This is a genomic window from Sphingomonas sp. PvP018, from assembly GCF_017876865.1.
Lineage (GTDB): Bacteria > Pseudomonadota > Alphaproteobacteria > Sphingomonadales > Sphingomonadaceae > Sphingomonas > Sphingomonas aerolata.
Genome location: NZ_JAGIOU010000001.1, coordinates 152,525 through 169,827 on the forward strand (window position 1 = coordinate 152,525; position 17,303 = coordinate 169,827).

The 17,303-nt window shown below is 66.1% G+C and carries 14 protein-coding genes; 8 read left to right on the forward strand and 6 right to left on the reverse strand.

The annotated features are described in order from the left end of the window. Positions 1–131 precede the first annotated feature (131 nt). The gene (locus J3A66_RS00585; protein WP_209566531.1) at positions 132–1,529 is read right to left on the reverse strand and encodes a cyclic nucleotide-binding domain-containing thioredoxin-disulfide reductase; all 1,398 of its coding nucleotides are present in this window, start codon (positions 1,527–1,529) and stop codon (positions 132–134) included. Positions 1,530–1,688: 159 nt separating this feature from the next. Here J3A66_RS00585 and J3A66_RS00590 point away from each other — a divergent pair, with 159 nt between their 5' ends. Then, complete coding sequence (locus tag J3A66_RS00590; protein WP_209566532.1) at positions 1,689–3,272, forward strand: Na+/H+ antiporter; 1,584 nt, start codon at positions 1,689–1,691, stop codon at positions 3,270–3,272. Positions 3,273–3,323: 51 nt separating this feature from the next. Here J3A66_RS00590 and J3A66_RS00595 read toward each other — a convergent pair whose 3' ends face one another. Together J3A66_RS00595 and J3A66_RS00600 are read right to left on the reverse strand one after the other, a co-directional pair. Continuing rightward, complete coding sequence (locus J3A66_RS00595) at positions 3,324–3,914, reverse strand: NAD(P)H-dependent oxidoreductase (RefSeq protein WP_209566533.1); 591 nt, start codon at positions 3,912–3,914, stop codon at positions 3,324–3,326. A 71-nt stretch (positions 3,915–3,985) separates the two neighbouring features. Then, complete coding sequence (locus tag J3A66_RS00600; protein ID WP_209566534.1) at positions 3,986–4,813, reverse strand: alpha/beta hydrolase; 828 nt, start codon at positions 4,811–4,813, stop codon at positions 3,986–3,988. A 422-nt stretch (positions 4,814–5,235) separates the two neighbouring features. Between J3A66_RS00600 and J3A66_RS00605 the strand changes: the two genes are divergently transcribed. The 4 genes from J3A66_RS00605 (at position 5,236) to J3A66_RS00620 (ending at position 9,627) form a co-directional block, all read left to right on the forward strand. Continuing rightward, positions 5,236–6,300, forward strand: coding sequence for a sensor histidine kinase (locus J3A66_RS00605; protein WP_209566535.1), 1,065 nt, complete (start codon positions 5,236–5,238; stop codon positions 6,298–6,300). Then, on the forward strand, positions 6,297–7,028 hold the full coding sequence (locus J3A66_RS00610) for a response regulator (RefSeq protein WP_209566536.1): 732 nt from the start codon (positions 6,297–6,299) through the stop codon (positions 7,026–7,028). The genes J3A66_RS00605 and J3A66_RS00610 overlap by 4 nt, the downstream gene beginning before the upstream one ends. A gap of 212 nt (positions 7,029–7,240) precedes the next feature. After that, positions 7,241–7,714, forward strand: coding sequence for a DUF6265 family protein (locus tag J3A66_RS00615; RefSeq protein ID WP_209566537.1), 474 nt, complete (start codon positions 7,241–7,243; stop codon positions 7,712–7,714). Further along, on the forward strand, positions 7,711–9,627 hold the full coding sequence (locus J3A66_RS00620) for an alpha/beta hydrolase-fold protein (RefSeq protein ID WP_209566538.1): 1,917 nt from the start codon (positions 7,711–7,713) through the stop codon (positions 9,625–9,627). The genes J3A66_RS00615 and J3A66_RS00620 overlap by 4 nt, the downstream gene beginning before the upstream one ends. 269 nt (positions 9,628–9,896) lie before the next feature. Here the strand turns inward: J3A66_RS00620 and mgrA are convergent, their stop codons facing one another. Beyond that, positions 9,897–10,973 (reverse strand): L-glyceraldehyde 3-phosphate reductase, encoded by a 1,077-nt coding sequence (gene mgrA, locus J3A66_RS00625; RefSeq protein WP_209570318.1) that lies wholly within the window; start codon positions 10,971–10,973, stop codon positions 9,897–9,899. Positions 10,974–11,119: 146 nt separating this feature from the next. Then, the gene (locus tag J3A66_RS00630; protein WP_209566539.1) at positions 11,120–13,087 is read right to left on the reverse strand and encodes an alpha/beta fold hydrolase; all 1,968 of its coding nucleotides are present in this window, start codon (positions 13,085–13,087) and stop codon (positions 11,120–11,122) included. 269 nt (positions 13,088–13,356) lie between these two features. Here J3A66_RS00630 and J3A66_RS00635 point away from each other — a divergent pair, with 269 nt between their 5' ends. The 3 genes from J3A66_RS00635 to J3A66_RS00645 are packed head-to-tail and all read left to right on the forward strand — an operon-like array spanning position 13,357 to position 16,303. Further along, positions 13,357–14,334 carry an SDR family oxidoreductase gene (locus tag J3A66_RS00635; protein ID WP_209566540.1) on the forward strand — a complete coding sequence of 326 codons (978 nt, stop codon included), beginning with the start codon at positions 13,357–13,359 and terminating at the stop codon, positions 14,332–14,334. Further along, a complete protein-coding gene (locus J3A66_RS00640; protein WP_209566541.1) occupies positions 14,331–14,831 on the forward strand; it encodes a DUF427 domain-containing protein in 501 nt (166 codons plus the stop codon). Before J3A66_RS00635 ends, J3A66_RS00640 begins: the two co-directional genes overlap by 4 nt. Further along, positions 14,825–16,303, forward strand: coding sequence for a deoxyribodipyrimidine photo-lyase (locus tag J3A66_RS00645; RefSeq protein WP_209566542.1), 1,479 nt, complete (start codon positions 14,825–14,827; stop codon positions 16,301–16,303). Before J3A66_RS00640 ends, J3A66_RS00645 begins: the two co-directional genes overlap by 7 nt. Positions 16,304–16,691: 388 nt before the next feature. Here J3A66_RS00645 and J3A66_RS00650 read toward each other — a convergent pair whose 3' ends face one another. After that, complete coding sequence (locus J3A66_RS00650; protein WP_209566543.1) at positions 16,692–17,291, reverse strand: hypothetical protein; 600 nt, start codon at positions 17,289–17,291, stop codon at positions 16,692–16,694. Positions 17,292–17,303: the final 12 nt, after the last annotated feature.

A 17,303-nucleotide genomic window follows, 5' to 3' on the forward strand; every position in this document is an offset into this window, starting at 1 on the left:
CACCAGCGTCAAAGGGGCGGCGCGTTGGTGACCGGACGCCTTACATTGCGTCGAACGCGAACTATCTCACAGCGGCGCATGACACTCGACCGACCTTTGATTCTCGCAATCGGCGACAGCCTGATTGCCGGTTACGGACTACCCGCCGCCGATAGCTTTCCCGTACAGGCCACAATGCGGTCGCCGTCTCCGTTGCGGATCGTCACCGCCTCCAGATTGTCCCCGCCGTGAAGTTCGACGGCATGGGTGCCGTATTCGATGGTGATCGCGGGGTCCGCCTCGAGCCTGCTCGACAGATAGCTGGACATGGACGAGGCCAGGGTATCGCCGCGCACCAGCAGGCGAACGTGCCGCGCCGTACGGCTGAGGAACATCGCCGCCTGCCCGGCCGAATTGCCGCCGCCGATGACCAACACCTCCGTATCGCGGCAGAAGCGAGCTTCATTCTCGGTCGCTGCATAATAGATGCCCGTGCCCTCGAACTCGGCGAGGCGGGCGATCGGCAGGCGTCTGTACTGGACCCCGGTGGCAACCACGACAGAGGCGGCGAGAACGCGCCGACCATTGGCGAAGGTTGCACAGAAGGCGCCATTGTCGAGCTGGTCCAGCGACTCGATGCGGCGGGGCATGACGAAGCGTGTGCCGAACTTCATCGCCTGCACCTCGCCGCGCCACACAAGATCGGCGCCGGAAATGCCGGTGGGAAAGCCCATATAATTCTCGATCCGGCTGGACGTGCCGGCCTGGCCGCCGATCGCGGTCTCGTCGACTACCAGCGCGCGCAACCCTTCGGCTCCCGCATAGACGCCCGCTGACACGCCGGCGGGGCCGGCCCCGACGATGAGCACGTCGAAGGCCTCGTCTTCGGGAACGTCCTGATCGAGTCCGAGCAGCCGTGCCACCTTTTCCGGCGTCGGATCGCTCACCACCACGTCGCGGCCGAACACCACGACGGGTTCGCGCGGCGTGGTTCCGCAACTGCTGGCGACATGCGCGGCCTCGGCGCTGCCGAGCGGGTAGGAGCGGTAGGGCAGGCGATTGCGTGCAGCGAACTCGGCCACTCTTCTGACGGCCCTGTCCTCCTCTTCGCCAACCAGCACCAGCATGCCGTCGCCGGCATCCAGCTGCCGCCGACGGCGTGCCGCCAGGACCGTGATGACGATGTCCGACATTTCCGGTATCGCCGCCATCAGGCGCAGCATCGCGGATCGCGGAACTTCGACGACGGTCGTGTCGCTCGCTGCGCGCATCGGGAGCGACCATGTGCCGCCTGACAGCAGCGAGATTTCGCTCATGAACTGGGTGGGGCCCAGCGTTGAAGGCACCAGCCGATCGCCCGTGAACGGGTTGACGACCTCGATCTCCCCCTCTTCGACATACACGAAGCGGTCGGCCGGCGCGCCGATCTCGGCGAGCATCATTCCCTTGGGATAGTGCTTACGCGTCCCTGCGGCCCGGATCGCGGCAATATGCGCAGGCTGTAGCGGAACCCGCTGCATTTCCCGCAGGTCACGGCCGATCGTTTCCATGAGCGCTGTCCCCTCTGCGCGGCGACACTAGCGCGGCGAACGTGACGACGGCAATCGCCTGGGAACGGCCCAGTCCAAATACGCGCGCGGCCCGATCGCATTGACGGCGTTCGGGACAGCTTGCAGGACCACTGGGCGGGCAGGAAAAGGGGCGGCTCTGTGCATCCAGCGGCAAACTTCGAGCTGATCATCCTCATGTTCCTGGTGGTGCTGGGGCTTCACTATCTGGCCCGGCGTCTGTCGCTGCCACCAGCAGCCGCGCTGATCGTCGGCGGATGCGCCGTCGCCTTCGTACCGGGTGTGCAAGGGATCGCGATCGATCCGGAGCTGGTGCTTGTCCTGTTTCTCCCGCCCCTGCTGATGGATGGCGCGTGGTTCACCGCGGTCGCGCCATTCCGGCGGCACATGGCCGGCATTCTTTCGCTGGCGGTCGGCGCCGTCTTCTTCACCACGGCGGTTGTGGCGATCGTGACCAAGCTGCTGATGCCGGAACTGCCCTGGGCCGCCTGCGTCGCGCTGGGCGCGATCCTGTCGCCGCCCGATGCGGTATCCGCGCGTGCCGTGTTGCAGCGGGTGACGCTCCCGCGCAGGCTGACCACGCTGCTCGAGGGCGAAAGCCTGCTCAACGATGCCGCGGGCCTTGTGCTGTTCCGTTTCGCGGTGGCAGCGGTGCTGACCGGCAGCTTCCATCTGGGGGCGGCGACCGGAACGTTTTTCGTGCTGGTGGCGGGCGGCATCGCGGTCGGCGCGGCGATCGGCGGGCTCTGGGTCGTTCTGCTCCGCCGGCTAGGCGATGATACGCTGATGATCGCAGCGACCGTGCTGGTGTGCTGGAGCGCCTATATCGCGGGCGAACTGCTGCACGTGTCCGGCGTCATTGCCGTCGTCACCGCGGGCCTTGTCTGCGGCTGGTATCAGCATGTCGTCTTCACCGCCCGCGTGCGCATCCGGGCAATGGCATTCTGGCAGGTGCTGGTGTTCCTTCTCGAAGCCACCGTGTTCCTGCTCATCGGCCTGTCCTTGCGGGGGCTGCTGGACCGGGTCGGCGGGCTCGACATTGTCATAGACACGATGGCGCGGCCCGTGCTGCTCATCGTCCTGGCGGTCGTTGCCGCGCGGTTTCTGTGGATCTTCGCGGTCGATGCCGGCGTCGCCACCGGTCGCCGCATCGGGTGGACGCGACAGCAACCGCTCGGAACGCGGGCGGCGGTGGTGATGAGCTGGGCCGGGATGCGCGGCGTGGTGACGCTCGCGGTCGCGCTCTCGCTGCCCGAGGCGATGCCGGCGCGGGATCTGATGCTCGTCACCGCCTTCGTCGTGATCCTCGTTACCGTCCTGGTGCAGGGCACCTCGCTCGGCTGGGTCATCCGGACCCTGAAGCCGCACGACGACGGCAGCGCGCGACCGCCGCTCGATCTGCACGCCGCCGAGATGATGCTGTTCCGGGCGCAGTTGGGACTTGTCGAGCGCGAGGCGGTGGCGATCGACGGCACGGTCATCCACCCGCAGCTCCTGCGGCGCTACCGGACCCGTGCAACCGCAGCGGATGCGTTCGACGGTACGGTGGAGGAGCGCAACGCGGCGATTGCGAGCCATTTCGACGTCATCATCGCCGCGGTCGCGGCCGGCCGCGCCGAGCTGGTCCGCCTGCACCGTGCCGGTCGTATCGATGACGAGACGCTCCACGATCTCGAGCACGATCTCGACCTCGAGGAGCTGGCCGCAGCGGCAGCGAAGGGGTGAACGAGTTCGGTTGCCCGGAGCCGCGATGAAGAGGCGCAGACGTCGGCCGGATCAATAGGGCGGGTCGAGCCGCTCACGCTGGCCGCGGGCGGCCTGCGTCCACCAGCCGAGATCGTCTGCGAAGCGCGGGAAGGCGCGGGTGAGGGCGGCGCCACCGTCGCCCGCTGGTTCTCCGCTCGCATCGAAGGCGTGGCCGATCCCACCCACCGCGATCGTGCTGGACACCACCACCATGCCCATCTCGGACAGGATACCGTGCCATGCGAGACCGGCACGCGCACCGGCGAAACGTCCGGCCGAATAGCTGACGATCGCCGCTGGCCGCCAGTACCATTCCTCCAGGAAATGGTCGGTGAGGTTCTTGAGCCCGGGCTGCACGCCCCAATTATACTCGCCGGCCACGAAGACGAAGGCGTCGGCCGTCCTGATCTTTTCGGCGAGTGCCTCCAGCGCCGGCGGCGCCTCGCCGCTGGGATGTTCCTTGTACATGCGGTTGAGCATGGGGAGGTCGATCGCCCTGGCGTCGATGAGCTCGGCCGATGCCCCGCGTTCGGCAAAGGCGCGGACGAGCCACTCGGCGAGGCGAATGCCCTGCCGATCGGATCGATAGGAGCCGTAGAAGATCAGAACCCGGTCGGGCATCGCGGCATTTCCTTGTGAAGCGTGTCGTGCAGAGGCACGGAGCGCGCCATCGCTCCGTGCCCTGCCGTGGATCAGCCTTCGATGAAGGCGAGCAGATCGGCGTTGATCCGATCGGCGTTGGTAACCGGCATGCCGTGGGGAAAGCCGGGGTAGGAGATGAGCTTGGCGTCCTTCACGATTTCAGCCGACATCTTGCCGGTGGTGGCGAACGGAACCACCTGGTCGTCCTCGCCGTGCAGGACCAGCGTCGGTACGTCGATCGCCTTGAGATCGTCGGTGAAGTCGGTCTCGGAGAAGGCCTTGACGCCGAGCGTATGGGCGAGCGCCGAGCCCATCATGCCCTGGCGCCACCAGTTGAGCCGCACCGCCTCCTTCACCTCGGCGCCGTCGCGGTTGTACCCGAAGAAGGGAAGCGTGAAGTCGTAGTAGAATTGCGAACGGTTCGTGGCCGTCTGCTCGCGCACCATGTCGAATACGTCCATCGGCACGCCGTCCGGGTTGGCATCGGTCTTGACCATGATCGGTGCGACCGCACTGACCAGCACGGCCTTTTTGACCCGCCCGGGCTTGGCGCGCGCGACATAGCGGGCGACCTCGCCACCGCCGGTCGAGTGGCCGACATGGACGGCATCGCGCAGATCGAGCGCGTCGGTCAGCGCGATGACATCCGCGACATAGGTGTCCATGTCGTGACCGTCCGCCGACTGGGTCGAACGGCCATGCCCGCGGCGGTCATGTGCGATGACACGATAGCCCTTCGTGACGAAGAACATCATCTGCGCGTCCCAGTCATCCGAACTGAGCGGCCAGCCGTGGTGGAACATGACGACCGGCGCGTCCGTGTTGCCCCAGTCCTTGTAGAAGATTTCGGTCTTGTCGACGGTGGTGACGAACGGCATTCGATGTCTCCTCGGGCTTGGTCGGGTACGCGGCACGCTACAGAGTGAAGGTGACAATCAGGCGGCGTCGACGAGGACGATCTCTCTATCCTCGATAGCGGTCATGCGCAGCACGGCCTAGTCGGCAACGGCGGGTCCCTCTCGCCGATCGAGACGCGTGAAGTTGACCTTGATCGACCCGATCGCCGGTATCAAGTCGCTACGCTGGTCGGCGCCGACCAGATATTCGGCGATTGCCTTTGGCAGGGCCTGCACCGCGTCGGAATGCGCCGCCTCGCGCGCATCGCGACACCGACGCAATAGACGTTGGCGAGGCAGAATTCGTCGGTCGCGAATTTGGGAAGCACGCAGACGTCGGCGGCCGTCAGGCTCGGTCCCCGCCGGGCAGCTGTTCAATGTCGGGCGAATGTGCATGATTGGCCATGACCGCAGCGCATCGGCAACGCCTTGTTCGCTATCTGGGCATTTGGGCCGCATGGCTGGCTGTCGCGGTGGTGACGGCGTTCCAGACCTATGCCGCGGGTTTCGCGGGTGGGCCAAAGCTCGCGCTGGGGCAGGCATTGGTCAATGGACTGATCTGGTATTCGGCCTGGGCAGCACTGACGCCCGGGGTTGTGAGCGTGGCGCGGGCGTTTGCCGACGAGCGGCGGCTGGGCAGGCTGCTGGTCATCCATCTGGCCTTCGGGCTGCTCTTCGCGGTGCTGCACGCGGTGCTCTACAGCGCGATGAACGCGATGCTCTATTTCCGCGCGCCCTGGGCGCCGTGGAGCAATGGGCTGCTGATCACAAAGCTGGCGACCAGCATCCACGTCCATCTGATGATCTACGCGCTGCTCGTCGCGATCGTGCTCGGCGCGCGCGCCTATCGGACGATGCGCGATCGCGAAGTCGCGGCGGCGCGGCTGGAGGCGCAGCTCGCAGAGGCGGAAACCGCGGCGCTGCGCGCGCAGTTGCAGCCGCACTTCCTGTTCAACACGCTCAACGCCATTTCCGCGCTGGTGCCCGACGATCCGATCGTGGCGCAGCGGCTGATCGCGCGGCTGGGCGATCTGCTGCGGCTGTCGATCGATCAGCGCAGGTCGCAGCACAGCGCGCTCGCCGATGAACTCGACTTTACCGACACCTATCTGGCGATCGAGGAAGCCCGGTTGGGCGAGAGACTGCGGATCGTCCGCGCCATCGCGCCCGGGTTGGAGACCGTCCAGGTGCCGGCGCTGCTGCTGCAGCCGCTGGTCGAGAACGCGGTGCGCCACGGGATTGCGCCGTCGATCGAAGGCGGCACGCTGACGATCGAGGCGAAGCCCGCGGGTGACATGCTGCGGATCAGCATCGCCGACAACGGCAAGGGCGCGGGCGCGATCCGCGAGGGCGTCGGGCTCGGCAACGCACGGCTGCGGTTGCGCCAGCTCCATGGCGAGCGCCAGTCGCTTGAGATCGACACGGCGCCAGGGGAGGGCTTCCGCGTCATCATCCTGGTGCCGCGGTGATCCGGACCCTGATCATCGATGACGAGCCGCTGGCACGCCGGGCGGTGCGCCAGTCGCTGGCAGGGGCCGACGATTTCAAAGTGGTCGGCGAAGCGGGGCACGGGGCGGAAGCGGTGGCGGCAATCGGCATCTTGCGGCCCGATCTGGTGTTCCTCGACGTGCAAATGCCCGAGATGGACGGCTTTGGCGTAATCGAGGCGATCGGGGTGGATGCGATGCCGCTGACCGTCTTCGTGACGGCGTTCGATGCCTATGCGGTGCGCGCCTTCGAGGCGGAGGCGCTCGATTACCTGCTCAAGCCTTTCGACGACCAGCGCTTTGCCCGCGTTATCGAGCGGGTGCGGCGACACATCGGCACGGGCGACGGCCCGCGCGACGGGATGCGATCGCTGCTCGGTGGGCAGGGACCGCTCATCGCGCGCAGCGGTGGCTCGGCGCACCTGATTCGGCTCGACGAGATCGACTGGATCAGTGCGGCCGGCGACTATGCCGAGGTCCATGTCGGTGGACGCAGCTTGCTGATCCACGAACCCCTGACGTCGCTCGAGACGCGATTGCCCCAAGCTGCGTTCGCGCGGATCCATCGCGCCGCGATCGTCCGGCTCGACCGGTTGGTCGAAGTCCGGCCCGGCACGCACGGCGACGGTGTGGTGCGGCTGGCGTGCGGCGCGGAGCTCCGGTTCAGCCGGCGATATCGCCAGCCAATCGACGTCTACCTTACCCGCTGATCCCGCTTGGCGATCCGCCGAACCCGCCCGGCGAAAATCCATTGCCGGCGAACCCCGTTCCGGGCCCGTATGCCGCTCAACCAAAACAGGGGGTGGGCATGGGGTTGAGGCACAGGGCATATGCCCTTTTCGGGTTTCCGACGGCGGTATTCGCGCTGGCGATCCTGTTCCACGCAAGCCCTTCATCGGCGCAACGCGCAAACCCCCGGGCCATGATCAAGCTCCACGGCGAAGGCCGCCAGGCCCCGCGTGCGACGATCGCCGACATGGCGTGGATCGAGGGCCACTGGATCGGCGACATGCCCGATGGCCCGGTCGAGCATGTGCTTCTCAGTCCTCGCTTTGGGCAGCTTCCAGGCTTCGTCCGCGCGCTCGCTCCCCAGAACCTAGCCTTTTACGAGATCGGGGTGTTCGCCGAGATCGGCAATTCGCTGACGCTTCGGGTCAAGCACTTCACGCCGGAACTCGCCGGTTGGGAAGCGCAGGCGGCTTATATCGACCGTCCGCTGGTCGATCGTGATTCGACCAGCTTCTACTTCGACGGCGCGACTTTCTCGCGAACCGGGCCGGATAGCTTCACGGTCTATTTCCTCAATCGCTCGGAGGGCCAGGAACGCGAGACACTCGTGATTCCCTTCCGGCGTACATCAGGCCCCACGCGGCAAAGCGATGGAGCGTCGTCATGACCGGGCTCCGCAAGCTTTACGCCGTTGCCTGTTGCTTGCTGGCGCTGTTCGTCGCTCCGGCGATGGCGCAGCCGCAGGGCCGGCTGGTTGCCAGCACGCTGCAATCGACCAGCTTCGCCGGCAGCAAGATCGGCATCTCGCCCGTTCGCAACCTCACGGTCTACCTGCCGCCGCGCTACGCCGAGGCAGGCAAGCGATTTCCCGTCCTCTACTTCCTCAACTATTTCTTCGAAGATCACCGCGAACCCTTCGCCAGCCACGGCGCAAGGGCGTTGCTGGACAAGGCGATAGGGCAGGGTCTGATCGGCGACGTCATCGTCGTGACCGCCGACTTCACGACCCCCGCGGGCAGTTCATGGTACGTGAATTCGCCGGCGACGGGCAATTGGGAGGATTTCATGGTGCGCGAGCTGATGCCGCACATCGATGCCACCTACCGCACGCTCGCCACCCGGGATTCGCGCGGGATCGCGGGGGACGGTCCGGGGGCGTATGGCGCGATCCGCTTCGGCATGCGCCATCCCGAAATGTTCGGCGCGGTCTATGGCATGCAGCCGGTGGCGAGCGGGCCGAATATCCAGCCGACGCACAGCCGCCCGAACTTGGAACGCATGGCGCGCGCGACATCGCTCGACGATCTGCGGGACGACGGCTTCTCGCTGATCTTCACGTCGATCTATCAGGCCTTCGCGCCGAACCCGAACCGACCGCCGCTGTTCTTCGATCCACCGGCGCGGCGTGTCGACGGGCGCATCGTAGTGGACAGCGACCGTACGGCGCGTTTCAAACAGGGATTCGCGCTGACGGCCTTGCTCCCCGCGTATGCCGACAATCTCAAATCGCTGCGGGGCTTCAAGTTCGACTGGGGGCGTCAGGACACGCTCGTCGATCATGTCTATGGCGCGCAGGCCTTTTCCAATATCCTCGCCGAATATGGCGTGCCGCACGAAGCCGAGGAGCATGGCGGCGGCTTTCGCGACCGGCATTGGGGCGAGCAGGGACGGTTCTATACCGATGTGCTGCCCTTCTTCGCGCGGCACCTGTTGTTCGGACCTCCCGCGACGCCGACCGAACGCGTCAACGCCGCGCACGCGAAGCTGCGTCAGGCGATGCTCGCCAATGATGCCGATGCTCGCGCCATGCTCTACCGCGCAGATGCGCGCTCGATGCCCGAATATCAGCCGGTGCTGATCGGCACGCGCCAGATCGCGGCCTATCACCGCGCGATGCGCGGGCGGCGGCGTGTGACCAGCTATGTGCCGGTGGCGAGCGAAGTCCTCGAGCTGGACGACACTTTGGTCGAGATCGGAACCTTCACGATCCGCTGGTCCGACCGCACCGACGAAGAGCGGGGAAAATACGCGCATGTCTGGGGCGTCGAGCGGGACGGCAGCCTGAGGCTCAAGGCCGACACCTGGGGCTATTTCCGCCCGCTGGCCGATCCCGCGGGCTTCTTCACCGCGATCCCGGAGCCGTCGTCCTCGCCCATCCCGTTAGCCGCAGGCGATCGGTCCGTGGGCGAATTCCTACGGGCGCATAACGACCGCGACGCCGAGGCCGTGCGGACCAAGGATGTCGAGGCGAAACTCGTGGATTATACCGACGACGCCATCTTCATGCCCTTCGCCGATACGCCCAAACGCGGCATGGCCGAGATCCGCCCCTATCTGATCGCCTATACCGCAGCGGGAACCGGCGCGACCTTCCGCGACGTGCGGGTCTGGACCCTGGCGTTCGAGAACCTCGGTGCGTGGGTGATCGAATATCCCAAATTCCGCGTCGAGTGGACCGCGGGGGGCCAGTCGGGCACCGTTACGGGCGGCGGCATCCGGTTGTGGCAGCGTCAGGCTGGCGGCTCGCTCAAGCTGCATCGCCAGATCGGAACACACGACTATGTCGTCCCGGCCCGTTGAGGCGGCGCCCCGCTTGGTCCGGATCGGAAGCAGGCATTCCGCTATCAGCCTGACATCGGAGTTCTTCGTTCGAGGCGGGCATCTACGAGCGTAGCGAGTTTCTCAGATCACGATGGGGCAAGGCTCAAGAAACTTGGTTTGCTTAAAGATCACGATTTCGCGTCATTTGAAAATTGTTTGCGGCGCTGTCGGCGAACGTAACCGGGCCTGAAGGTTGGGCGCGCACACGCCGTCTGGAATGTCCCGAAGGCGGTCGTCCTGGCCGTTGTTCAGGCGGGCACTCCTTGCGCTGTCGGCAATGCAGTGATGTCAGATGATCCCGACCAGAGATTGACGCCGCCATCGTCGGCCGCGTTGTCGATCGCGGTGAGTTCGTCGGCGGAGAAGTCGAGCGTCTTCAGCGAGTCGAGGGAACCGTCGAGCTGTTCGACCGTGCGGGCGCCGATCAGCGCCGACGTAACGCGCGGGTCGCGCAAGACCCACGCGATCGCCATCTGGGCCAGGGTTTGTCCGCGCTCACCCGCGATATCGTTCAGGGTACGGATGGCAGCAAGGTTGTGATCCGTGAGCAAGGCCTGCGACAGCGATCCGTCACGCGTGGCTCGCGCATCCTGCGGGACGCCCTGGAGGTATTTGTTCGTCAGCATGCCCTGCGCCAAGGGTGAGAAGGCAATGCAGCCGACGCCCAGCTCCTCCAGCGTCGCCAGCAGATCGCGCTCGATCCACCGGTTCAGGATCGAATAGCTGGGCTGGTGGATGAACAGCGGCACCTTTTCCGCGGCCAGGATCTCGGCCGCACGGCGGGTCAGCCCCGGCTCGTAGGAGGAGATGCCGACATACAGTGCCTTGCCCTGTCGATGAAGTTGCACCAGCGCGCCCATCGTCTCCTCGAGCGGGGTCGCGGCGTCCACCCGGTGCGAATAGAAGATGTCGACATAGTCGAGGCCCAACCGCTTGAGGCTCTGGTCGCAACTCGCAATCAGGTATTTTTTGGATGAACCGACATCGCCATATGGTCCGGGCCACATGTCCCAACCCGCCTTGGTCGAGATGATGAGTTCGTCGCGATGGGCCGCCAAATCAGAGGCGAGGACGCGACCGAAATTCTCCTCCGCCGAGCCATAGGGCGGGCCGTAATTGTTGGCGAGATCGAAGTGGGTCACGCCACGATCGAATGCCCGCCGCAGGATGGCTCGCCCCGTCTCGAACACATCCTGTCCGCCGAAGTTCTGCCACAGCCCCAGGCTGATTGCCGGGAGCCTCAGCCCGCTTCGGCCGGTGCGTCGATAGGGCATGCCGCTGTCATACCGGAGCGGGGACGCGACGTACGGACGGGGAAACGACATTGGTGACTCCTTGTGAACGTCTTCGATGCGCAACGCGCTAACCGTTTCGGCGCAGCGTGCATCACTCTTCTGAACTGCCTCGATCGCGTTGGGCAGGTGCGCGATGCAGCGCCGCAGTTACGCGCTCAAGGTGCGCTAACGCTGGCCTAGATCAGCCATTCGAAAGCACGCTTCAGTCGTGCCGCACCATTGGTGTCGAACGGCTGACCATGAGCGAAGATCACCCGGTCAGGCTCGAGCGCCACGATCGCTCGCACCGCCTTTCGAGCGTCCGCGCCGCCTAGCCGTACTGGTAGCCGAAGGTACCGTGCGGTCGTGCCGTCCGTGGCAGCGGAGGCCTGCATCAATAGCCGCGTGACAGGCGGCAGCTTGTCAGGATCGAGGTTTTCGATGAGGTCGACGAGCACGAGCGTCCTGGTCTGCCGGTGGAAGAACCAAATCTCGTTGAAGCCAGCCCCTGCCGGCACCATGCCTTGATCAAGCGTGTCCGACCATTCCGCCGGGGCCGTTCCACCGAGTTCGGCATCGAACCGCACCGACGATGCACGGACCTGTGCCCGGTCCCGCAGTCCTGGCGCAGCCCAGGTGGTCGCATCCGGGTAGGCCCGTTGCCAATCGGCAATGTAGGTCCAGTGCGCGATGTTGGGGGCAACGAGATGCCGTACCCGGCCCAGCGCTCCGATCGCCTTGGCCAGTTCGGCCGAATAGGGGGTCGGCGAATGCAGAAGCAGATCGCCGTTTTCGAGGCGGATGATCGTCATGCGCACGGGCAGCGCTATCCCCATCGCGTTTTTTGGTCCGCTGTCGACGATCCAGATACCCTCGGCAAAGACTTTCGGGACATCCAGTGGCGGGTAGGTCGCGCGATGCCGGGCTTGGGTATCGTCCGGGCGTCGATGACTGTCTGCCAACTTCCAAAATCCAACGGCGGCAACGCCGATGACACCCGCCGCGCCGGCGATCCGACGCCGTCTGCGCGCTTTCGAGGACGCCTGGTCGGCAAAGAAGCGTCGCATATCCGCCAGCAGGAGCCCGGGCTGTTCGAGCGCCGCGAAATGGCCGCCTGCCTCCATCTCGTTCCAGTGGACGATGTTGTAGGTCTTGCGCGCCTGCGAGCGCGGAGGAGGCGGGAAGACGGGATCGGGGAACGCTGCGACGCCGGTCGGCACCTTGATACGGCTGCCTGCGGGAAGTTCGCCCGAACCCTCCAGCATGCGGCCGCGATACATCCAGGTGGACGTGATGAAGGACCCCTCGACGAGGTACAGCATGATGTTGGTAAGGAGCGTATCTTCATCGAACGCCTGCCAGAGATCGGGCCTACCGTGTTCATCACGCGGCACGTCCGCCCAAGCGCCGAACTTCTCCAGAATCCAGGCAGCAACGCCGACGGGGCTGTCCGACATGGCAATGCCGAGCGTCTGCGGACGCGTGCCTTGTTCGTGCGCGTAGCCGGTCTCCTCTTTCGCCAGCGTCGCCCGTCGTCCCGCCCAGGCGAGTTCGTCGGGCGTCTTCGGCGATATGTCCGCCGCCTGAAGGAGAACCATGTTGAGGTGCAGCGCGGCCACGGCTTCGGGATGATCGTGCGCCATCCAGCTCCCGATCGCCGCGCCCCAGTCACCACCTTGTACCAGATAGCGCGCATCGCCGAAAAGCTCGGTCATCAGACCGTGCATCAACGCGCCTGTTCGGCGCGGTCCGATCGGCGCGGCAGGGCGCCCGGAAAAGGCGTAGCCCGGAAGCGAGGGCACGACGACGTCATGGCCGTCGGCGACCAATGGCGCGATGAGCGCCTCGAATTCCAGGAACGAGCCCGGCCAGCCATGCAGCAGGAGCAGGGGTGGGCGCGACCCATCGCCCCGCGCATGAATGAAGTGAAGCTTTTCGCCCAGCACCTTAGTCGTGAACTGCGGTAGAGCATTCAGCCGACGTTCCTGCGCGCGCCAGTCGAACCGCATGCGCCAATGGTCCACGAGCCGCTTGAGGTCCGCAAGCCCGACCCCTGACGTCCAGCTTCCGGCGTCCGGCAGCGCGCCCCAGTCGAACGATGCGACTTTGGCGTTGATGCCGGCGAGCCGCTCGTCGGGTACTGCAATCGTAAAGGGCTTTGCCATCTCGTGTCCTAGCGTTCCAAGGGCGCGCGCCCCTTCTCGAGCAACACCAACGCACGCACCTGCGTCGCGTTCAAATCGGCCGGCATTCCGTAGTGAGAGCACCTCTCGAAGCTCGAGCCCGATACGGTGAGATCGGTTCTGCGGCGCGCGTGGGACACCGCAGCGCCTTCAGAACGTTGAGAGGCTATGCATGATGACAGGCCAGCCCATCCGACGCGACAGCGTCCTCCCGCCGACGCTGTGCTGCCAAGCACCCCGAGCATGGTCCAATGAGCGCGGACCAACCACTGGCGGGACACCGGGTGGTGATCACCGGTGCATCGAGCGGTATCGGCGCGGCTACGGCGGTGGCCTTCGCGGCGGCGGGCGCACGGGTCGTGCTGGGTGCCCGCGGCAGGGAAGGGCTGGACGACGTCGCTAGCCGCTGTGCCGCGGCGGGCGGCAACGCGATCGTCCGGCCCGTCGACTGTACGGATGCAGCCGCAGTGGCGGCATTCGCTGCCGAGGCCCGCGATCTGCTCGGTGGCATCGACCTGTGGTTCAGCTGCGAGGGCGTCGGCGTGCTCGGCCGGTACGAGGACGTCCCGATCGCAGACCATGCGCGCGTCGTCGACGTGAACCTCGTCGCTCACATGAATGATGTGCACGCGGTGCTGCCGATCTTCCTGGCGCAGGATCGCGGCACCTGGGTCAACATGATCTCGGCCGGCGGCTTCGTCGCCACGCCGTATGCGGCGGCCTATTCGGCGAGCAAGTTCGGGTTGCGCGGGTTCAGTGCGGCACTCCGCGGCGAGGTGTCGAAGCGCCCGCACATCCATATATGCGACGTCTGTCCGACCTTCGTCGACACGCCCGGCGTCGACCACGCCGGCAACTATACGGGCGCACGGCTCGCGTTGCCGCCGGGTTCGCTCGCACCCGAGACGGTTGCGAAGGCCGTCGTGCGGCTCGCCACGCGACCCCGCAATCTCACCGCAGTCGGCGCGCCGGCGATCGCCTTCAAGCTGGGGGAGTTCGCAGCGCCGAACCTGCTGGCGGCGATCCTGAGCGGCTTCCTCGACACCTGGTCAGCCCGCGCACCTGACGGTAACGACAGCGACGGGGTATTGTTCGAGCCCGGCGTCGCAGCCGGTCCGGATGGCGGCCGGCGCGATCCGCACCGGGGGCGCAAGGTCGCGGCTGCGACGTCCGGTATCGCGGTGCTCGGCCTTGCGGGTATCGGCATCTGGCTCGGTCGTCGTCGGTGAGCGACAACGACCACGATCCTTCACTCGCGCCCGGCCAGGAGAGCGTGTGGCACTTTCCCCGCCCGGCCGTCGCCGAAGCGAGCGAGCGATGGATCCGTATCGAGCATCACGGTGTCCTCGTCGCCGATACGCGCCGCGCTGTCCGCACGCTGGAGACCAGTCATCCGCCCAGCTGGTACCTGCCGCCCGACGCTCTGAGCCCAGGCCTGCTTCGCCGTTCGGAGCGACGCTCGTTCTGCGAGTGGAAGGGCTACGCAGTCTACTGGCACCTAGCAATCGGCGCCGAAGTGCTGCGCGACGTGGCGTGGAGCTATCCGGAGCCGACGCCGGCCTTTGCGGTATTGCGCGACCATGTCGCCTTCTACGCCGGTCCGCTCGATACATGCACGGTGGACGGCGAGCAGGTGGTTCCGCAACCCGGCGGATTTTACGGCGGGTGGATCACGTCGGACCTTGTGGGGCCGTTCAAAGGCATACCGGGCAGCATGGGATGGTGACGGCCGTCCTGCCAGCCGGTCTTCGCGACTGGCGAGAAGCGCCGCGCGTGCGGGCGCTGAACGACCGCACGGTGAACGCTAGCGGACGATACGTGCTGTGCTGGCTGCAACAGGCGCTGCGGGCACGCGACAATCCGGTGATTGATGCGAGCATTCTGCTCGGCAACGCGCTCGGTTTGCCGGTCCTGGTGTACCACGGCGTGCGCGAGGATTATCCCTATGCCTCCGACCGACTGCATCACTTTATCCTGGCGGCGAGCCGCGACCTTGGTACCGGGTGCACAAAGCGTGGTCTGGCCTGCGTTCACCACGTCGATCGGGCTGGGCACCGTGAAAAAGGTCTCGTGCACCGGCTTGGCGCCGATGCGGCGGCGATTGTGCTGGAGGACCAGCCGACCTTCGTCGCCCGCTGGCAGTCCGAGCGGGTGGCCGCCCGCGCCGCGTCGCCGGTCTATGCGGTCGAGGCTGCGTGCCTGGTACCCCCGGCCGTGCTGGGCGGCGATATCCGTGGACGATCGGGGTTCCTGCGACGCCACGAACCCGAGCGGCTCAGTTGGGTGGAGACGGAGGAGGCGGTGCCGGAACAGCCCGCTTACGCCGGGACTCTGCCCTTCACGCCGGACAGGTTGGACACATGCGATCTCGACGCGCTGGTGACCAGTCTCGCGATCGATCATACGGTGCCGGTCAGCGACATGCACCCGGCCGGGCGGGGTGCGGCAGAGGAACGGCTGCGGCGGCTGGTGACCGAGGTGCTGCCCGGCTATGCATCAGCGCGCAACGACGCCACGCGCGCGGACGGCGCTAGCGGATTGTCGCCCTATCTGCACTTTGGTGTGCTGGGCCCGCGCGAGGTGATGGCCGCGGTCGTCGCGGCTGATGCAGGTAGCAGGCACAAGGCAAAGTTCGCCGACGAGCTTCTCGGATGGCGCGAGTGGTTCCACTACCAGGCGCGGGATCAAGCCGCGCCGGAGCGCTACGACCGCGTCGCCGGCTGGGCAGTCGACACGCTCGCAGAGCATGCCGCCGATCCCCGACCCGAGTTGGAGACGTTGAGCGCGATGCTTCACGGCGAAACGCGCGACGAGACCTGGAACGCCTGCCAGAAGCAGTTTCTCGTCGACGGCTGGATGCACAACAATCTGCGGATGTACTGGGGCAAACGCATCATCGCGATGACGCCCAGCCCGGAAGCGGCATGGTCTACCGCCTGCTATCTCAACGACCGGCTCAGCCTCGACGGTCGCGACCCGTCGACCTACGGCAACATCGCCGCGACGTTCGCCGGCTCGCCATCGGATCGCGAGCGACCGATTTACGGGCGCGTCTCGACACGCGGTGACGGCTCCACCCGGCGCAGGGACGGCGGCGACGAATGGCTCGCTGCGGCCGCGTCAAGGGCGGTGCCGCGGGTATCGGTTCCGGCGGAGGTGCCGGTCGATCCGTATCTCACCGGCGAGCCGACTATCTGAGCGGTCGTGCGACAGGGGGGCTTTGACCTGCAGATGCGGCCGAACAATCGCCTGCATTCCCGGCCTCTCTGTCATAGCTTCCCATGCGTCACCACCGCGCCCGTATTAAGAATGCCAATGATTTGCTGCTTCACCCGTCCATTCCGATTGCGGATTCAGGCTTCAAATCGAGGGGAAAAACGGGGGCGCGTCTCATCCGGCGCCCGCTGGCATTCTCTCGCATTGGTTTGTCAGGATCGCCGATAGTCGATCGCCGAAAGTCGGAGCCGCCCGACCCGACCGAGCCTGCGTCCCACGAAAAAACGGGGCGGCCGTGCGCCGCCCCAAGGGGGGGTGTTAGCGACCAGTGTACCGGTCGATCGAGGGTGTCCGATCGGCACGCTGCTCGTTATTTGCGTTTTCCCCGTATCTGTTCGATCACGTCCGCAGCAGCGTAGATCGTCGGCTGCGTAGTGAGCCCTGGAAACGAGGCCTGGTCGCCCGATCCCATCTGGATCACGACCGTGGTCTGCGCAGACTGGCTCGGACGCCAGCGTTCCAACACCTGGTAGGGAACGTCACCACCGCCAAAGCCACCCGTCGTAGGGCCATTTGGCACGGCGGCATCGGCCACCCCTGGAGGGCTGCCCGCCTGACTGGCCGAACCCATCGAAGCGCTGGCGCCGGTCCCTGTCGAGAAGCTCGGCCCGGTTTTGTCGCGCAAGTCAGAGCCGCCACCGGCAGCAAGGTCGCGCGTCTCGGCCTTGATGACGGCGAACCACTCCTTACCCGCATCCTGGGTGAGTTCCGCCGCCCGCAACATGGCGAATTTGGCGACATCATCGGGCTTCGCGCCCTTTGCACCGGTATAGACGATGGTCACCCTGCCGTCGGCGGCAACAGACGACTGATAACCAACGTCACTTGCCGCCTTCGCGGCCTTATACCCCTTTTGCGCAGCAGCCGGGGTGCAGATCAGCGCCGCTACTATCAGGACTGCATATTTCATCATGCCCTCCAT

Bases quoted from the DNA above. Each gene is read 5' to 3' on its own strand.
- J3A66_RS00645 (WP_209566542.1), top strand. From the start codon at position 14,825: ATGGTGACGGCCGTCCTGCCAGCCGGTCTTCGCGACTGGCGAGAAGCG.
- J3A66_RS00605 (WP_209566535.1), top strand. From the start codon at position 5,236: ATGACCGCAGCGCATCGGCAACGCCTTGTTCGCTATCTGGGCATTTGG.
- J3A66_RS00635 (WP_209566540.1), top strand. From the start codon at position 13,357: ATGAGCGCGGACCAACCACTGGCGGGACACCGGGTGGTGATCACCGGT.
- J3A66_RS00630 (WP_209566539.1), bottom strand. From the start codon at position 13,087: ATGGCAAAGCCCTTTACGATTGCAGTACCCGACGAGCGGCTCGCCGGC.
- J3A66_RS00620 (WP_209566538.1), top strand. From the start codon at position 7,711: ATGACCGGGCTCCGCAAGCTTTACGCCGTTGCCTGTTGCTTGCTGGCG.
- mgrA (WP_209570318.1), bottom strand. From the start codon at position 10,973: ATGTCGTTTCCCCGTCCGTACGTCGCGTCCCCGCTCCGGTATGACAGC.
- J3A66_RS00615 (WP_209566537.1), top strand. From the start codon at position 7,241: ATGATCAAGCTCCACGGCGAAGGCCGCCAGGCCCCGCGTGCGACGATC.
- J3A66_RS00585 (WP_209566531.1), bottom strand. From the start codon at position 1,529: ATGGAAACGATCGGCCGTGACCTGCGGGAAATGCAGCGGGTTCCGCTA.
- J3A66_RS00595 (WP_209566533.1), bottom strand. From the start codon at position 3,914: ATGCCCGACCGGGTTCTGATCTTCTACGGCTCCTATCGATCCGATCGG.
- J3A66_RS00650 (WP_209566543.1), bottom strand. From the start codon at position 17,291: ATGAAATATGCAGTCCTGATAGTAGCGGCGCTGATCTGCACCCCGGCT.
- J3A66_RS00600 (WP_209566534.1), bottom strand. From the start codon at position 4,813: ATGCCGTTCGTCACCACCGTCGACAAGACCGAAATCTTCTACAAGGAC.